The sequence below is a fragment of the Shewanella waksmanii genome, assembly GCF_043643685.1.
In the GTDB taxonomy this organism is placed as follows: Bacteria; Pseudomonadota; Gammaproteobacteria; order Enterobacterales; family Shewanellaceae; genus Shewanella; species Shewanella waksmanii_A.
On record NZ_JBHZSN010000013.1, the window covers coordinates 114,085 to 131,149 of the forward strand.

Annotated in this window: 14 protein-coding genes; 8 read left to right on the forward strand and 6 right to left on the reverse strand. The window is 43.5% G+C overall.

From position 1 onward, the window contains the following. Positions 1 to 12: 12 nt before the first annotated feature. Genes ACHUFW_RS18110 through ACHUFW_RS18120 form a run of 3 tightly spaced genes read left to right on the forward strand, consistent with a single transcriptional unit; the run spans position 13 to position 4,722 of the window. On the forward strand, positions 13 to 3,153 hold the full coding sequence (locus ACHUFW_RS18110) for an efflux RND transporter permease subunit (protein WP_394205015.1): 3,141 nt from the start codon (positions 13 to 15) through the stop codon (positions 3,151 to 3,153). A gap of 15 nt (positions 3,154 to 3,168) precedes the next feature. Further along, complete coding sequence (locus ACHUFW_RS18115) at positions 3,169 to 3,978, forward strand: thioesterase II family protein (RefSeq protein ID WP_394205017.1); 810 nt, start codon at positions 3,169 to 3,171, stop codon at positions 3,976 to 3,978. Then, the gene (locus ACHUFW_RS18120; protein ID WP_394205018.1) at positions 3,979 to 4,722 is read left to right on the forward strand and encodes a 4'-phosphopantetheinyl transferase family protein; all 744 of its coding nucleotides are present in this window, start codon (positions 3,979 to 3,981) and stop codon (positions 4,720 to 4,722) included. 627 nt (positions 4,723 to 5,349) lie between these two features. Here ACHUFW_RS18120 and ACHUFW_RS18125 read toward each other — a convergent pair. From ACHUFW_RS18125 to ACHUFW_RS18135, 3 genes are read right to left on the reverse strand one after another with little or no spacing between them, the layout of a single operon-like run. After that, positions 5,350 to 6,060, reverse strand: a complete 711-nt coding sequence (locus tag ACHUFW_RS18125; protein WP_394205020.1) for a pirin family protein — start codon at positions 6,058 to 6,060, stop codon at positions 5,350 to 5,352. A 25-nt stretch (positions 6,061 to 6,085) separates the two neighbouring features. Next, positions 6,086 to 7,051: a glutathione S-transferase family protein gene (locus ACHUFW_RS18130; protein WP_394205022.1), complete on the reverse strand. Its 966-nt coding sequence runs from the start codon at positions 7,049 to 7,051 to the stop codon at positions 6,086 to 6,088. Positions 7,052 to 7,093: 42 nt separating this feature from the next. Then, positions 7,094 to 7,540, reverse strand: a complete 447-nt coding sequence (locus ACHUFW_RS18135) for a DoxX family protein (RefSeq protein ID WP_394205023.1) — start codon at positions 7,538 to 7,540, stop codon at positions 7,094 to 7,096. A gap of 140 nt (positions 7,541 to 7,680) precedes the next feature. Here ACHUFW_RS18135 and ACHUFW_RS18140 point away from each other — a divergent pair, with 140 nt between their 5' ends. Further along, a complete protein-coding gene (locus tag ACHUFW_RS18140) occupies positions 7,681 to 8,577 on the forward strand; it encodes a LysR substrate-binding domain-containing protein (protein WP_394205025.1) in 897 nt (298 codons plus the stop codon). Between the two features lie 64 nt (positions 8,578 to 8,641). Here ACHUFW_RS18140 and ACHUFW_RS18145 read toward each other — a convergent pair whose 3' ends face one another. Beyond that, positions 8,642 to 9,622, reverse strand: coding sequence for a helix-turn-helix domain-containing protein (locus tag ACHUFW_RS18145; protein ID WP_394205026.1), 981 nt, complete (start codon positions 9,620 to 9,622; stop codon positions 8,642 to 8,644). A gap of 256 nt (positions 9,623 to 9,878) precedes the next feature. On the opposite strand from ACHUFW_RS18145, the gene ACHUFW_RS18150 reads away from it, so the two are divergent. Then, positions 9,879 to 10,574: a helix-turn-helix domain-containing protein gene (locus ACHUFW_RS18150; RefSeq protein WP_394205028.1), complete on the forward strand. Its 696-nt coding sequence runs from the start codon at positions 9,879 to 9,881 to the stop codon at positions 10,572 to 10,574. Between the two features lie 31 nt (positions 10,575 to 10,605). Here ACHUFW_RS18150 and ACHUFW_RS18155 read toward each other — a convergent pair whose 3' ends face one another. Next, positions 10,606 to 11,211 (reverse strand): response regulator transcription factor, encoded by a 606-nt coding sequence (locus ACHUFW_RS18155; protein WP_394205030.1) that lies wholly within the window; start codon positions 11,209 to 11,211, stop codon positions 10,606 to 10,608. Here ACHUFW_RS18155 and nrfD point away from each other — a divergent pair. Both nrfD and yghU read left to right on the forward strand, forming a co-directional pair. Further along, complete coding sequence (nrfD, locus tag ACHUFW_RS18160; protein ID WP_394205032.1) at positions 11,198 to 12,046, forward strand: NrfD/PsrC family molybdoenzyme membrane anchor subunit; 849 nt, start codon at positions 11,198 to 11,200, stop codon at positions 12,044 to 12,046. The genes ACHUFW_RS18155 and nrfD overlap by 14 nt on opposite strands. A gap of 167 nt (positions 12,047 to 12,213) precedes the next feature. Further along, positions 12,214 to 13,074, forward strand: a complete 861-nt coding sequence (yghU, locus tag ACHUFW_RS18165; RefSeq protein ID WP_394205034.1) for a glutathione-dependent disulfide-bond oxidoreductase — start codon at positions 12,214 to 12,216, stop codon at positions 13,072 to 13,074. Between the two features lie 55 nt (positions 13,075 to 13,129). Here yghU and ACHUFW_RS18170 read toward each other — a convergent pair whose 3' ends face one another. Next, positions 13,130 to 15,817, reverse strand: coding sequence for a molybdopterin-dependent oxidoreductase (locus tag ACHUFW_RS18170; RefSeq protein WP_394205035.1), 2,688 nt, complete (start codon positions 15,815 to 15,817; stop codon positions 13,130 to 13,132). A 400-nt stretch (positions 15,818 to 16,217) separates the two neighbouring features. Here ACHUFW_RS18170 and cobA point away from each other — a divergent pair, with 400 nt between their 5' ends. Then, positions 16,218 to 17,054 carry a uroporphyrinogen-III C-methyltransferase gene (gene cobA, locus ACHUFW_RS18175; protein ID WP_394205037.1) on the forward strand — a complete coding sequence of 279 codons (837 nt, stop codon included), beginning with the start codon at positions 16,218 to 16,220 and terminating at the stop codon, positions 17,052 to 17,054. The last annotated feature ends 11 nt before the right edge of the window (positions 17,055 to 17,065 follow it).

A 17,065-nucleotide genomic window follows, 5' to 3' on the forward strand; every position in this document is an offset into this window, starting at 1 on the left:
TGTGAGATAAATATGCAAACTTCATCTATATCAAGGCACACTGGGCTCATTAGCTATTTTGCTAAAAATACAGTAGCAGCAAACTTGCTGATGCTTTTCATTGCGATTATAGGTTTATTGAGTTACTTCTCCATTAAGCAGCAATTATTTCCTGATCAGGCCCCAAGTAAAGTGCGTGTTGCTGTCTCACTACCTGGTGCATCGGCAAAAGAGGTTGAAGAGCTGATCCTTATCAAAATTGAAGAGGCCGTTAAAGGCGTGTCAGAAATTGATAAAGTAATCTCTACAGCTATGCATGGGAGTGGCCGGGTTTCGATTAAGCTTGATAGGCGAGCCAATCCAGATCGAGCGCTAGACAAAGTAAAAGCTCAGATAGATAGCGTTGCTAGTTTCCCACTCAATATGGAACCAGTGTTGGTGACTCTGGATCGCTCAATTCAAAATGTGATGGAGATTTCATTAGTTGGGAATATTCCTTTAACCCAGTTAAAAGTGGCCGGGCAAGAGGTCAAAGATGAACTATTGAGACTTGAACAAGTAACACTGGTTGAGCTTCTGGGTCCCGAAGAAGAGATAGCCATTGAAATCCCTCCCTATAAATTAAAAGAGTTTGAATTGTCGATTGATGATATTTCTGAAGCGATAGTACAGCATTCAGCTAATATTTCAGCGGGCCTAATCAAATCGGACCAAGGAGATTTGGCCATTCGTGCCGTCAACCAATCGTACTACCCTCATGAGTTTGCTTCAATTCCAGTGAAGTATGGTGATGATGGCGGTAAGGTATTGCTCGGTGAGTTGGCAAATATTTCCGAAGACGATGTAAATGGTGGTAGCTACCTGACATTCTCGGGTAAAAATGCTGTGTCTCTTATCATCAATGCTACTGAAGAACAGAGTATTACGACTGTTGCAGATACGGTTAAGCACTACGTATCACAAAAAAATGCTTCACTTCCATCCGGCTTAGTGCTGGAAACGTTAGTCGATTATACCTACTACCTTGATGCAAGATTGCAAATGATGCTATCCAATTTGTTGCAGGGAGCTTGTCTTGTTGCCATTTTACTGACCCTTTTCCTGCGGCTGAAACTGGCATTGTGGGTTATGGCGGGATTACCGATTTGCTTTCTTGGTGCCGTCATGTTGATGCCGTTGTTTGGATTGAGTATTAACATTATTACCTTGTTTGCCTTCATTATGGTGTTAGGCATAGTGGTTGATGATGCCATTGTGACTGCTGAGAGCGTTTACACCGAAGTGAATAGCAAAGGGGCGGGCATTGAAAATGTGATATTTGGTGTGAAGAAAGTAGCTACGCCAGCTACCTTTGGTGTGCTAACAACGATGACAGTTTTCGTACCATTTGTCTTTTCGTCGGGACCAGACAGTGCTCTATTTTATGGCATCGCAATGGTAACTATCCTGTGTCTAGCTTTTAGTTTAGTTGAGTCTAAACTAATCTTGCCTGCTCACCTGGCTAATTTGACACCAGTGAATTCTTGCCAAAGCCCTTGGAGAGAGAAGTTTGACAAGCGTTTGTATGGATTTATCAATGGAACTTTTCGCACCCTAATTAGCCGTTGTGTTGATCATAAATGGTTAACAATTGTTTTTTTCTTTGCCATTTTGTTTGTATCTACTGCGCTAATTACATCATCTCGAGTCAAATTTGTTGCTAACCCTAGTATTCCCCATGATTTTCCTATCATCAGTATACAGATGACTAATGATAGTACCGTTGGTGATACTATTGATACGCTAAAAGCTATTGAGCAGCACATCATACAAATAGACCAGAAGACTGAAGAAGAATATGGTCAAAAGATGATCCGCGATATTCTAGCCCTTAATGATGGGCGCACAGAGGCTAGGCTTGTTGTGCCGTTAGTCGATGATATCATTCGTCCGTACGACACCTTCGAGCTGTCTAAACGCTGGCGTCAAAGCATGCCATCTTTACCAGGTATAAAAGCCATTACAATTCAAGATGATTTAAACGCATCGTCTGACGATGGAGATTTTGGCTATCGTCTTTACGGTAAAGATATAAAACAACTGCAAAGCGCTGCATTAACCTTGATTAATGAACTTAAAGCACAACAAGGTTTTATTGATATTAATTCGTCGATTGATATGGCCGGTCGAGAAATTCAGATGACGTTAAAACCTGTGGCAAGTGATTTAGGCTTGAGTTTAAAAAGTGTAGCAACACAAATCGGGTTCAGCTTCTATGGCAATGAAGCACAGCGCATTATGCTTAACAAAGAAGAAAAACGAGTGATCGTTAGGTATCCGCTTTCCACACGTCAACAGATAGCTTGGTTGCAATATGCTGTGGTTAAAACTCCTGATGGTGACGATGTAATGTTAGGTGACATCGCACAACTTGAACTTGTTCCAGGAAGTAGCAAGATTAGACGTGAACAAGGCTTACGAAACGTGTATGTTTGGGGATCGGTTAACGCGTCAATTGTATCACCTGATCGCGCAGTATCGATTATAGAATCAGCCATATTACCGATGGTTAAACAACAATTTCCTGGTGTGACAACGGAGTTGGGTGGCAACATTCAAGAACAAAAGAGTCAGCTAAATGAACAGCTTATTTTTCTCATTGCGGGGCTGATTGGCGTTTATATTCTGTTGGCAGCCCCTCTTAAATCCTATAGCCAGCCCTTTATCATTTTACTTGTTATTCCCCTTAGCTATACCGGAGCAATATGGGGGCATTACCTGTTTGGCATCCACCTTAGCACCATGTCTATTTTTGGCTTGATCGCTGCTGCAGGGGTCGTCATCAATGACGCGCTAGTCATGATTGATTATATCAACCATGCTAGAGGGAAAGGCTTGACGATTAGACAAGCAACAATAGAGGCAGGGTGCAAACGCTTCCGCCCTATATTGCTAACGTCATTGACGACCTTTGCGGGTGTTTTGCCTTTAATGTTTGAATCTAGCCTGCAGGCTAAGCTTATTGTGCCTATGGCCGTTTCGTTGGGCTGTTCAATATTGTTTGCCACATTGGTTAGTCTTCTTGTGGTGCCATCACTTTATATGTTAATTGGCGATTTGGGTCACTTTCGCAGTCGTTTAGTCAATTGGTTTAGCGTTTCTTCTATACATTTTATGCGTCTAAAGCGTATTTAAAACAGGATAAATATTATGCATTGCTTACCAATGACAAAAGGCTTTAAGACTAATTCACAACCTCTACTTAAAGCGATAGCTCCTAACCCATCTGCTAAGTATCGGCTTATATGCTTTCCTTGTGCTGGCGGTAATGCCTCGATGTTTTCAAGTTGGCCAGAGCAGGTACCTCAAGACTTTGAAGTTTTTGCTCTAAACGCCCCAGGTAGGGGGGCTCGTTTTTTCGAGTCACCTTATACTTCCATGGAGGAGTTAGTTAAAAACCTGCTAGAAGATAGCCACTTGCTCGCTGAAAAACCCTATGCGATTTTCGGTCATAGTCTTGGGGCTAGAGTTGGTTATGAATTTATCAGGCGTGCCACAGCTCGCGGCTTGCCTATGCCATTACACTTTGTTGCTTCAGGCAGCCGAGCTCCAAATATCCCATGCTTTTCTTCACCAACCTATACACTTTCCTCAGATGCGTTTATGCAAATAATCTACGATATGGATGGTATTCCAGATGAGTTGCGTGAGAACAAGGAAATGATGGCATTGCTCGAACCCACTTTTCGTGCAGACTTTCAAATAGCTGAAACCTATATTGGGCAAGTCAATAAGTTAGCATGTCCGATAACCGCATTGTGTGGTACTGAAGACTGTAGGGTTCCTGCCACTACAGTTGAGCAATGGCAGGCTTTTACTATGTATCCTATAACTGTCAAATCGTATACGGGAGGGCATTTTTTTATTAACCATAACGATGCAGCATTGCGAGATATTTGTATGTTATTAACCAAGATTCTTGCTCAATCAAGTGGTATGGGCTATCGAGAGGTAAGTTAAATGATAGTGGCTAAAGGGGAGCAGAGGGCACAACCATTTAAGGAGTTTATTTCCTCTCTATCAACTTGTTTTTATAAACGTTTTAATGTGCATTTTTGCGTTTGTCATTATTCGCAAGCTGATTATCATCCGCAACTATTTGATTCTTTTGAAATTGAAAAGCCAATGCGTATCATACAATCTGTTGCCACTAGACAAGCTGAATTTCTTGCTGGTCGTTATGCTGCAAAATGCGCTCTGTCAAAGCTCGGGGTACGCGAACATCAGGTCAGGTCAGGTCGAGAGCGAGTACCTCTTTGGCCAGATAATACTCTGGGGTCGATATCGCATACTGCCGACATTGCAATTTCTGTGGTATCAGAGAGAGCAAGTAATGTAGTGTTGGGTGTCGATATTGAACCTATCATGCGACTTGAGACAGCATATGATATCGCGCAAATAGTCATGTCAGGAGAGGAACAGTGCTTTTTTGATGAACGAAATATTCCAATTGAGGTTGCAACAACGCTGACATTTTCGGCTAAAGAAAGCTTGTTTAAAGCCATTTACCCTTTTGTTGGTGTCTATTTGGAGTTTGACGCATCCCAAGTCGTTTTTTTGGACACAGCCGCTCGGTGTTTTCAGCTGAAGCTGTGTCCTGAACTATGTGTTAAGGTTCCTGGAGGGGGGGTGTTTGATGGTATTTACTTTGAGTATCGAGGTCACTTGATTACGCTTATTTATCAATTTAATGAATTGCATTAGTGACAGTATCTTATACTTTTTCTAAGCATTCCCTATGATGGCAGAGCTCCACTCGATGAGTTTTGACGAGATTTGTTTTCTCAGTATAGCAATGTGTGAATTTGTCGAGAATTCTTTTCAAGTCAGCCCATAGTTAGCTTATGATAAGTGGTATAACAGTCATAAAAACCACTTGTAGCAAGAGTTAGATAGGTGATTGTAAAAATAAAGCTCTCGAAATGGGAAGTCAGAATAGTTGTCCATGGTAGAGCCTTTATTTTTTGCTCAATATTCAATCTCATTGTGGAGATGTAGGCTTTCAGATAATGAAAGTTAAGCTAACAGTTTGAAAGTCAACTATGTCAGCAACAGCATTTAGCTCATTTAAGATGGCATGCCAATCGGGTTAATAGTCGTTTCATTATTTGCATATCTCATGTTAGTTTGCTTAAGATACTAACCTTAAACTGAAGCTTTAGGGTTTGCTGAGTTAAATACTGTTTAGCTTAAAATGGCGCCTTGTTCATCTAATGTTATTTCGCTATTAGCAGTAGACAATGGATGGTAGGTTTGAACGCTATTAAACAGGACCCATACAAGTAAAGATCCTGCAAATTTTGTAATTTTCGAGCACGACTATTTGTGGTGCTACGGCGCATCAATCACTATCACTTCGCTGTTTGTTTCAGCAGTAATTATTAGCTCATCTTGTTGGGTCATTTGGGCGCCATCACCTTGATTTAACCTAACTGGTTCATTGTCGCTATCGGCCACGGTAAAGCTGCCGTGTGAAGCAAGCACATAAGCTTGATGAGCAATAGGCACAGTGATTTGGCTTCCTGCTGCGATTTTACCACCGTAAATTCTTGCATCTTGGTTGATGTAAAGTGCTTGTTCTTTGTCTTTTGCGTAACCAGAGACTAACAGCGGTAACTCATCGCTAGCGACCGTGGTTGGAAACTGTTTGCTGTCCCAACGCGGCGCGATATTCATGGTTTTTGGTGTTATCCAAATCTGGTACAAGGTTAATGCTTCTTTGGATAGATTGTATTCCGAATGCATAATCCCAGTACCGGCACTCATCACTTGTACTTGGCCAGCTTCGGTGACGCCTTGATTGCCCATGCTGTCTTTATGGGTTATTGCGCCGCTCCGAATAAAGCTAATGATTTCCATATTTTGATGTGGATGCGAAGGAAAGCCACCTCCTGCTTGTACTTTATCGTCATTAATTACCCGTAAGGTACCAAAGCCCATACGCTCGGGGTTGTAATAATGGGCAAAGCTAAAATGATAGTTAGCTTGTAGCCAACCGTAATTGGCTTTGCCTAGTTGCTCATAGGAGATAGCGTTAATCATGTTACTTCCTCGCTCTATTGCGTGATCAGCCGATCACGCTAGCTCTATCATGGGGTAAGTTGAAGTTTTGCTGCGGACCTTTCGGGACAATCAGCGTCGGGTTAATGCTGTCGTGACTGGCGTAGTAGTGCACCTTGGTATATTGCAGATCGACAGTGCTTGCCACATTGGCAAACTGGTATAACTCGCGCACATAATTGCTGATGTGGTGGAATTCACTTAATTTATTGCGATTACATTTAAAATGGCCGTGGTAAACCGCATCAAAGCGAATCAAAGTGGTAAATAAACGCCAATCAGCTTCGGTTAATGTGTCGCCCACTAAATAACGGTGGTCGCTTAAGTGCTGCTCTAGCCAATCTAAGCTGGCAAATAATTCATCAAAAGCTTGTTCATAGGCTTCTTGAGTGGTCGCAAAACCTGCGCGGTATACGCCATTATTGATTGTGTGGTAAATACGTTCGTTAACAGCATCTATTTCGTCACGCTGTGCGACGGGATAATAGTCGTCATGGTTACCCGTTAGATCGTTAAAGGCACTGTTAAAGATGCGAATGATCTCACTGGATTCATTATTGACGATGGTTTGGGTCTTTTTATCCCATAATACCGGCACTGTAACTCTACCTTGATAGTCACTGGCAGCGCGCAAATACAGTTGATACATGTATTGTTGCTGGTACAAATCATCGCTATAACCACTACCATCTTCGCCAAACTGCCAGCCGTTTTCGCGCATTTCAGGCATGACCACACTTACAGAGATAATCTCTTCAAGTTGTTTTAGCTGCCTAAATATCAAAGTCCGGTGTGCCCAAGGACATGCCAAAGAGACATACAGGTGATAGCGACCCGCTTCGACAGGGTAAATACTGTCCTTATCGTTTGAAATGGTATGGCGAAAGCGGCTTTCTTGGCGTTGAAATTCACCTTTATTACTTTTGGTTTCATACCACTTATCGACCCACTTACCGTCAACTATAAGTCCCATAATGATGCTCCTTTAACTGTTTTGTGATGAATGACAATAGGATTAGCTAATTTTGCCAACCAGTGAGTTATCAAGGGCGAAACGTCCACCACCTTGAAATACCAAAGCTAAACTGATTGCAAATAATGCTAGGCCAAATTCATAGCCGTTGTTTGACATGAACAAACCATTTTCAAAATGCACGCTAAAAATGGCCACCAGCATGGTAAAGGCAAGTACTAATGCAGTTGGTCGAGTTAACAGGCCTAGGATGAGTAAAAGGCCGCCAAAGAATTCTGCACTACCGGCAAGTAATGCCATTAAAAAGCCTGGTGCTAGGCCGATGGATTCCATCCATTGACCTGTTCCCTCTAATCCATAACCACCAAACCAAGCAAACAGTTTTTGTGCTCCGTGCGCGGCGAAGATAGTGCCGGCGATAAGGCGGAGGGGGAGGGTTGATAAGCTAGATTGCGAGCTTAGAATGGTTTTTAGCGATAGTGTGTTCATTTTACTTTTCCTCAAATTTTTAGGCGTATTACTGTGGTTGCCTTTGAATATGAAGCCATTGTAAATAAGCTTTATTAGTGGAATAACCGTCATTATTTGCCTAATATGTTCAAAATATTTGAACAATTAGGTTGGCCGTTATGCAGCATTCTCCTATTACATTAGAAGCGCTACTGGTATTGGATGCGATTGATAATCGAGGTAGCTTTGCTGCTGCAGCGGAGCAATTGAATAAAGTGCCATCAGCGGTATCTTATATAGTGCAAAAACTCGAGGAACAGCTGTCTGTCACCTTGTTTGTACGCCAAGGGCGGCGATCAATATTGACGCCTGCAGGCCGATATTTGTTAGATGAAGGACGTAAAGTGCTAGGGGTTGTTGGGAATATTGCTCAGCAAACTCAAACCATATCCCATGGCTGGGAACCCAAAATACGGGTAACTTTCGACACAATTTTTGATGTGACTTTATTACTACCTGTATTGGCAGAGTTTTTAATTCATCACCCTAATATCGAAATAGATTTAACTGAAGAGGTGATGAATGGCGGCTGGGAAGCATTGATTGAAGACCGAATTGATCTATTAATTGGCGCGCCTGCGCCGGTTCCTAGCCAGCAAGGAATTAGAGCAACGCCGGTTTATCAAATTCTACAAAAACTTATCGTTGCTCACTCGCACCCACTCGCACATCAAAACCAACCTATAACTAAGGCGGATATTGCTCAGTATCGCACTGTTGTTGTGCATGATTCAGCTAAAAAAGGGGTGCCCTGGTCAACCAATGTGATTGAGCAGTCGCAACGATTTTATGTCGATAGCGTTGATCATAAAATTGCCGCAATTACCGCAGGTATCGGCGTAGGTTTTTTGCCCGTTGGCCGTGTACAGCATCAACTAGCGCGAGGTGAGCTGGTGGCAATAGAGGTCACTGACGCTCATAACCAAACCGACGATATCTATATGGCTTGGAAAATGGTCAATAAAGGTAAAGGCCTACAACATCTACGTACCCTTATTGACCAATTGGTATTTTGAACCTAATTACACCCAAAAGGACAGTGTAATTAGTGTGGCCATCTATAGTTGGCCACAAATGGCTTTAGTCATCTTGCTTATTGAATAGCTCCATTAATCCAACACAAGCCCCAAATAGAACCGCACCAACAGGCCAAACTATCCAGGTTACGCCCCACTCCATGGTCCATAAACTCCAACCTAGATAAATGGCGGTGATCAATGGCCAATAGAAAGCAGCGAGCTTTTCAGCGCGTTTGTTGCGTTTAGACTTCTCGGTTTCTAACCCGCTTTCTTCAAGTATCTTATTGTAAGCATCAAAGCGGGCTGATGCGGGGATAATGATATACAGTCCAGCAGATAGCATCATTAACAGTAATATCAGCATCATCATCACCGCTTCAGTGCTGTTGAATAATACGGCTACGACCATTAATGGCACAAAACTGAACATAAACAGACCAATAGCGATAGTCAGCTTGCTATTGTAACTGGGTCGATATGCTTTTAAGCGCTCACTAAAGACACTATGAACACCATAGGCGAGTTCAAATTTTTCATTATCGATAATTTCAGTTTCAGCTTCGTGTTGGTTGGTTCTAATAAAAAAGCTTACGGCGATGGCCACCAGCGCTAACACACTGACAAGACCGATTGCAGTGGCAAGGTCTTCACTGATATTGAGTCGCTGAGTTTCAGCCATCGCTTTGAAGAAAAACAATGGAATTGCCGCGCAAACACATAGAATCACCCCTTTGGTGTTGAGTGCTGCCGTCTGCATTTTACTGTCAATATAGTCATTGGCTTGTTCTAAACTAACTTGAGTGATGCTGCTAGATTTTTGATCTAGATGCTCATTCATGTTTTCGTAGTTATCTTTGAGTAGAAAGTCTGTCGACACCTCAAAAATATCAGCTAAACGAATTATCTTATTTAAATCAGGAATGCTATTGGTGCTTTCCCATTTAGATACAGATTGTCGAGAAACATCCATTTTCTCTGCGAGTTCTTCTTGAGACCAGCCCAACTGTTTTCTTAATTTAGTAATCTTTTCCGCTAAAATCATGTCATGCATTCCTTCGTATGTGGTAGTGGAGCTAGCGTAAAAAATCAGTGGGTTGCAGACTAGCAAGTGTGGTTGTTATTTTGTCAACCAGTGGTTGCAATTTCGCTATCTAATTAAATTTAGCGACTTTTTTAGGTGTCATCAAGGGAAAAATACCGCGTTGGCGTAAAACTGGCGGGCTATATTTATTGCCTAATTAGGGGAGGTCATTCATGCTGTTTAAGGTGAATATGGACATAAGGTTGAACGTTAACCCATGCAGTTATGCGTTGATAAATTGAAACAGTACCGCCGACGTCAGGGGTGGTCGCAGGAGTTACTTGCCAAAGTAAGTGGCCTGTCACTTAGAACGGTTCAGCGGATAGAATCCGAAGGGCGAGCGTCGGCAGAGTCGGTATTAGCCTTAGCTTCTGCCTACCAAGTTTCTCCTGTTGATTTACAAGGGAGCAATGCCGTCATTGAAGCTGATTGGACAAAGGAGAAGATCATGCGAGGTGGTTTAGTCATTGTATTAGCTGTTGCGTTAATGCTTAGCTTATTTTCTGTGGTCGCTGAAATCAGTACCTATATCGATTTACCCATTGCGATTTTATTGCTCAGTTTTACGGGGTTGCTAACGTGCCTAAGTGTGGGAGTTGATGGACTACTAAAAAGTCTAGCCGGACTTAAATATCTATTTGCTGAAGATATTCAGGGAGGCGAGCCTCTTCGGCGCTTAGCCAGCTTGTATCAATATCAAATCACCTATGTGTATGCCAGTGCGGTATTGGTGTGGTTGGTTGGCCTTGTGGCATTTGTGGTTGATCTGGGCCAGCAGTTTGACCGTGATCATATACAGTGGCTGCTCCGTTACTCGGTACCTGTGTTGATTTTGCCATTCCTTTACGCCGTGATATGGAGTGAAATGTTGCTGCGACCACTAAAAAATAAGCTTCAACAACACCTTGAATAGCCGCTGTTTATGCAGTGCTTGCGTTTACCGGTTAATTCATATGCAGTAACGGTGCGAGCTTTACCAGTTCTGCTAAGTTGCTAACGCCCAGTTTGCTCATCATTTTGGCGCGATGAACTTCAATGGTACGAATGGCAACACACAACTGGTTGGCCATTTGTTTATTGGTATTACCTGCAATCACTAACTCAAATATCTGCTTTTCTCGCGCCGATAAACTGTTGATGAGATTCTGATGGCTTAGCTTCCAATGTTGGCGGTGGCTATATGCCAACCCCTTATTGATAGCTTGGGATAGGGCCGCCCCTTGAACAGGCTTTTGAAAGAAATCAAATGCTCCATTCTTAAAGGCATCTACAGCCATAGGGACATCGCCATGACCGGTTAAGAAGATAACCGCCAACGGGCTGTTGGCTTGTTTTAACAGCTGATGTATTTCTGGGCCAGTGAGCCCGGGCATGCGAGCATCTAAAATGACACAACCAGGCTGTTGTAGGTCTATATTAGCCAAAAATGTTTGCCCACATTGAAAGCTAGTTAGGGCATATCCATAACCTTCCATAAGAAACCCAATGGCATCAATAATGGCATCGTCATCATCTACCAGGTAAACGGGACCATTAATGCTGGTGGACATGGGGCTTAAATGGTACAAACAAAGTCGCGGCTTACCCAGTGAGGGGTTACCTGTGATAAAAGCGGCGGCAGTCATTGGCCCTGTGGCAATCTGTTTGGGTATGGCGCTACTGGTATTAGATTTAACTAAGCCATTTGAGTTCTATCTTATCCTCATTAACTACAACTTTACCTCTGTAATGGCTTGGGGGGGGCTCGCACTATTGGTGTATATCCCACTGGTGTTTGTGTTTGCAGCTTTAGTGTTTGAAAAGCAGCTACTGCAATATGCGCCTTGGCTAGCGGGTACCCTTAAGGTTTGTCGTCAACTTGAAGGCAGCTTAAACAAGTTAATCTTTGCGTTAGCTTTAGGGGGGGGGGGGTATACCGGCTTTTTATTGTCGGCGATGATCAGTTATCCCATTTTAAATACGGCGGTACTGCCAGCGCTGTTCTTAGCATCGGCATTATCAGCGGGATCGGCGGGGAATATTCTTGTCGCAACCTTGTTTTTCAGCAAGAAAGAGTCAGATTGTATCGAGCAGGTTCATCGCATCGAATACCCTGTGGCTTTCAATGAGGCACTGTGTTTAGTGTTGCTATTTGTGGGACTAAATTTCTCTGGGCCAGCAGCACAAGCAGCTACTGCAGCAATTACCACAGGCACTTGGGCTAGCGTGTTTTGGTTTGGTGTTGTGGGCTTAGGTCTCGGGGTTCCTGTATTAGCAAGCACCTTTGCACCTAGCGCTTGGAAGCATACCAAAGGTTTCCTTATTACTGTGTCTTGCAGCACGATTTTAGGGGTGTTGGCCTTAAGACATTTTGTGGTCTATGCTGGCCAAAGTTACATCAGCTAGTCTCGATAAACTCGATTCAAAAAAGCCTGAGTCAACTCAGGCTTTTTTTATGGCTTATACAAATACCTGATTAAATATGTCAACAATGATTTATCTAGACCCTTGTAACTGAGACAAAAGGCCAGATATTGAATAGTGACCATCATTTTTTTAATTGAGGATCTCCCATGGCAAGCGAATACACTCCCCCTAAAGTTTGGGTTAATGACACCGAAGGTGGCAATAAATGGGCTAACATAAACAGTCCTGTTTCAGGTGCGCGACATCAGCAAGGCCTCCCTGTCGGTGACCATGCCCTACAGTTATATTCCTTAGGAACGCCAAATGGCCAGAAAGTGACTATCATGCTGGAAGAGTTGCTTGCCGCAGGAGTTAAAGAGGCTGAGTACGATGCCTTTCTGATAAATATTAGTGAGTTAGATCAGTTCTCATCTGGTTTTGTTGGGGTTAACCCAAACTCTAAAATCCCCGCGCTGGTGGATAACAGTGGTGAACAGCCAGTGAATGTATTCGAGTCGGCCTCTATATTAGTGCATTTAGCGGAGAAGTTTGGCTTGTTCTTGCCAGCCGAGGGTGCGCAACGGACACAAACATTGAACTGGCTGTTTTGGGCACAAGGTTCTGCGCCGTTTTTAGGTGGCGGATTTGGTCATTTCTATGCTTATGCTGACGTAAAGCAAGCGTACCCGATTAACCGCTTTGCCATGGAGGCAAAACGTCAGCTTGATGTGTTAGATAAGCAGCTTGCTCAACATGAGTTTGTCGCGGGTGATACCTATAGTATTGCCGACATGGCTATTTGGCCTTGGTATGGCAACTTGGTATTGGGGAACTTGTATGAAGCGGCTGAGTTCCTTAATGTTGCCAGCTATACCCATGTTTTAAGATGGGCAAAACAGCTAGAGCAGCGTCAAGCAGTTCAACGCGGGCGCATCGTTAATCGCGCTTGGGGCGAAGAGTGGGAGCAAGTTCCACAACGAAATAGCGCACAGGATATTGATAAAGTGTTGGCATTGCGACCAAAATAAGCGTTATTAATTTAGCACTTACATTAAAATTGGTTTTGATGTAAGTGCTTACTAACTAGTTTGTTGGCTCAAGGCTTTGTGCCAAAATTGATTGTATCTCTGCAATACAGCTACCGCATCCCGTGCCCGCTTGCGTAACCTGTTGTACCTGCTGTGTGCTTGTCAGTCCTTGGCTGTTGATGGCGCTACAAATCTGGTTTAGTCCAACCTGTTTACAGGCGCAGATTATTTTGCCTTTGGTTAACTCGCCTTGCGGTTGTCCTGCCAAAATACTGTTTTGGCGTTGGGTTAGCTCTGCGGTATTGGTGGGACTGAGCAGTAGGCTAAACCAATCATATTGATCGACATCGATATGCTTAGCGCAGCTAAATGCGAACTCTATACCCTGTTGACCGGTCATAATAAAACGTTGCAGTGATGAGCTCGATTGACTGCTCTGCTGGGCACATGTGTTTGGGCGTAATTGCATTAACTGTTCAGTAAGTTCGCTAACTTGCATACTAGTAGCGATAAAATAGCGGTAACCGCCATCAATGGTTTGCTGCACCCAATATGCAATATCTGAACTGAATTCAACTGCGGTTCGGCTCACTAACATGGCTTGGCTACGGTAATCGAAAGGCGTTACCTTGACCGGGGTATGTTTCATCTCAGGTTGACCAGAGATAGGATCAATAACGGCGTGACCTAAACTGGCAATTTTTGCTGCAGAAGCATTGCTGTTGTTCCAGTGAATTGGCGCAAATAACTGCCCAGTTGGCATCTGCTCACTAAGATTTACCCGCATCATGATCGCTTGGCGGTTGTGGTGGCTATCAATGCAAGCAATTGCGCCTTGGTGAAGTTGATATTTTTTTGCATCCTTGGGGTTAAGCCAAAGTTGCGGTTCGGCTTGATGGCTGCTTAAGGTCACCGATAATCCGGTACGTGTCATGGTATGCCACTGATCGCGAATTCGGCCGTTATTTAACAGCAGTGGATATTGTTGGTCTGTTTGCTGCGGCGAAGGCTGATAACGGACAGGAATTAAATTCGCTTTGCCGTTTGCAGTGTAGTAGCGGCCTTTGTCTAAAAGATGTTGATGGACAAGATTGGGTTGATACTCAGTGACTGGCCATTGTTGTGGCGACATATTGATATATTGACTATCACTGATATCGACTAAACCTGATAAATCCAAGTCGGTATTAAACTGTGCGTGTGCTTTTGCGGTGAGCCCAGCGTATTCTCGAAAAATATCGGCTTCATGTCGATAATTAAATGCATGTGCAAATCCCATTTTCTTCGCCACTTCGCTAACCATCCACCAGTCTGGCCTAGCTTCACCGGGAGACACAGTAAGGCGTCGCTGCCGAGATATTCGCCGCTCTGAATTACTGACTGTACCGGATTTCTCAGACCAGCCTTGGGCTGGTAGTTGCACATTGGCTAGCCGGCCGGTATCGGTATCGGCAATACAGTCAGAGACAACGACCATAGGGCATTTGGCTAATGCCTGTTGAATAAATTCACTATTTGGCAAACTGACTGCTGGGTTGGTTGCCATGATCCATACCGCTTTAATGGTGCCGTTGGCGATAGCATCGAACATCTCGATAGCTTTCAAGCCGGGCTGGCTTGCTAGATTTGCGGTTTGCCAAAATTCACTCACAAGCTGTAGATGCTGTTTATTGTCAAAGTCCAGGTGTGCGGCGAGAGTGTTGGCAAGGCCACCCACTTCTCTGCCCCCCATGGCATTAGGCTGACCTGTTATTGAAAACGGGTTTGCGCCTGGGCGGCCAATTTTTCCTGTGGCGAGGTGGCAGTTAATGATGCTGTTGACTTTATCTGTGCCCTGGCTCGATTGATTCACGCCTTGCGAGTATAAGGTGGTGACTTTATCGTTTCTGGCAAATAGCTGGAAAAACGCCAACACGTCGGTTTCGCTTACCGTTAACTCTTGGCTAAGTAAGTTTATATCATCACATTGCTGGGTAGCTTCTAAGCTCGCTGCATAGCCTTGGGTATGTTGAGATAAGTATTCATTATCGGTCAATTGGTGCTTGGCTAAATAGTTCAGTAAACCATTAAACAGTAACACGTCGGTTCCGGGTTTAATGGCAAGATGTAGATCGGCTTCAACGGTGCTTGCTGTTGCTCTAGGATCGATGACAATGAGTTTTTTACCTGGTTGTTTTTTCTTGGCTTTTTTGAACCTTTGAAAAAGAATTGGGTGACACCAAGCCAAATTGGATCCGACTAAAATAACCACATCGGCATCGTCTATATCTTGGTAACAACCGGGGACACTGTCGCTGCCAAATGCACGTTTATGGCCTGCGACACTGGATGACATGCATAGTCGTGAATTGGTATCCACGTTAGCGCTACCAATGAACCCTTTCATTAGTTTGTTTGCTACGTAATAGTCTTCGGTTAGCAGCTGACCAGATAGATAAAAAGCAACAGAGTCAGGGCCATATTTGTCGATAGTTTGAGTAAATTTTTCGGCTACATAATCCAGTGCTTCACACCAGTTGCTATCGCGGTTGTCAATGCGAGGGTGTAATAGACGCCCTGTGGTGACTGTGGTTTCTCCCAATGCCATACCTTTAGAGCAAAGCTGCCCGAAGTTGGCAGGATGATGTTCATCTCCTCTTATAGATAAAGAGCCATTTACGAGTGGCTTTGCCTCAATACCACAGCCAACACCACAATAGGCGCAGGTTGATTTTATCCATGGACTGCTAGGGTTCTGGCTCATCTGGGTTATCACCTTGTTTACATTGGTGTTGATGTACGTAGCAATCTTTAGGCCAGAGGAGGGTAATTATAAGTTATTAAAAATAAATCTATATTTTACAGTTATTTATTTTTGTTATTCTATAGGTGTACCTATAAAGAGGTATGTGGTTGTTTGTATAATTTTCAGTGATATAGCTGATATGCCCTGTTTTGATCTTTGTTTGCACTAACAGGGTGCGCAAATATCAAGTCTGTATTGAATAAAATGATACCTTTGAACTTTCCTTTGCTTTCGTGTTTCATTAAAAATTAAATATATTCATGTGTTTATGTGTATTTTTTAATTGTGACCGATAAAGTTGGCACTACCTTTGCTCAAATTATTCCACAAGATACACGAATCAGGCAGAGGGCTAACTATGAGTAAACCAACACACCAAGTTAAGCAGAGTGTGCTCCCGTTTAGTGGCAAGGAGAAAGGTAGCGTTAGCCTTGTTGGGGCCGGCCCAGGAGACCCGGAGTTGTTAACGGTCAAAGCACTACGCTGTATACAGCAAGCCGATCTAATTATTTATGATCGCCTTGTTAGCGAGGAAATTTGCGCATTATTTCCAAGTACAACGCCAACCTTATATGTCGGTAAAGCCAAAAATCATCATAGTGTTGAGCAATCTCGCATCAATGAGCTGTTAGTTGAGAAAGCACTTCAAGGTAAGCATATTTGCCGACTAAAAGGCGGGGATGCTTTTGTATTCGGTCGCGGTGGCGAAGAGGTGATGAGCTTAAAACAGCAAGGCATTGCTGTTGAAATTATTCCTGGTATTACCGCAGCGGCAGGTTGTACGGCTTATGCCGGTATCCCATTGACCCACAGAGGCGTGTCTCAAGGTTGTACCTTTGTTACTGCACACGCTGAAACCGATCTGCAAATTAATTGGCACGGGCTTGCATTGTTAAACCACACCTTAGTGTTTTATATGGGGTTGAGTAAAAGCCAAATGATTAGCACACAGTTGCAAGCTGCTGGACTAGATAGTCAAACGCCGGTGGCATTGATAGAGCGTGGCTGTACTACAGACCAACGCTTGATACAGGGCAAGTTAGCCCAGTTACCTGAGCTTGTTGTACAACATCAGTTGCAGTCCCCCACTTTGATTGTTGTTGGCAAAGTCGTTGATTTAGCAGAGCAACTTAGTTGGTTTGAACAACAAGTTGCATCGACAACCGCTGTTTCCACCACGCGCCTTAGCGCCTAGTTCATCGTTTG

Bases quoted from the DNA above. Each gene is read 5' to 3' on its own strand.
- ACHUFW_RS18110 (WP_394205015.1), top strand. From the start codon at position 13: ATGCAAACTTCATCTATATCAAGGCACACTGGGCTCATTAGCTATTTT.
- ACHUFW_RS18115 (WP_394205017.1), top strand. From the start codon at position 3,169: ATGCATTGCTTACCAATGACAAAAGGCTTTAAGACTAATTCACAACCT.
- ACHUFW_RS18120 (WP_394205018.1), top strand. From the start codon at position 3,979: ATGATAGTGGCTAAAGGGGAGCAGAGGGCACAACCATTTAAGGAGTTT.
- ACHUFW_RS18125 (WP_394205020.1), bottom strand. From the start codon at position 6,060: ATGATTAACGCTATCTCCTATGAGCAACTAGGCAAAGCCAATTACGGT.
- ACHUFW_RS18130 (WP_394205022.1), bottom strand. From the start codon at position 7,051: ATGGGACTTATAGTTGACGGTAAGTGGGTCGATAAGTGGTATGAAACC.
- ACHUFW_RS18135 (WP_394205023.1), bottom strand. From the start codon at position 7,540: ATGAACACACTATCGCTAAAAACCATTCTAAGCTCGCAATCTAGCTTA.
- ACHUFW_RS18140 (WP_394205025.1), top strand. From the start codon at position 7,681: ATGCAGCATTCTCCTATTACATTAGAAGCGCTACTGGTATTGGATGCG.
- ACHUFW_RS18145 (WP_394205026.1), bottom strand. From the start codon at position 9,622: ATGATTTTAGCGGAAAAGATTACTAAATTAAGAAAACAGTTGGGCTGG.
- ACHUFW_RS18150 (WP_394205028.1), top strand. From the start codon at position 9,879: ATGCAGTTATGCGTTGATAAATTGAAACAGTACCGCCGACGTCAGGGG.
- nrfD (WP_394205032.1), top strand. From the start codon at position 11,198: ATGCTGGTGGACATGGGGCTTAAATGGTACAAACAAAGTCGCGGCTTA.
- ACHUFW_RS18155 (WP_394205030.1), bottom strand. From the start codon at position 11,211: ATGTCCACCAGCATTAATGGTCCCGTTTACCTGGTAGATGATGACGAT.
- yghU (WP_394205034.1), top strand. From the start codon at position 12,214: ATGGCAAGCGAATACACTCCCCCTAAAGTTTGGGTTAATGACACCGAA.
- ACHUFW_RS18170 (WP_394205035.1), bottom strand. From the start codon at position 15,817: ATGAGCCAGAACCCTAGCAGTCCATGGATAAAATCAACCTGCGCCTAT.
- cobA (WP_394205037.1), top strand. From the start codon at position 16,218: ATGAGTAAACCAACACACCAAGTTAAGCAGAGTGTGCTCCCGTTTAGT.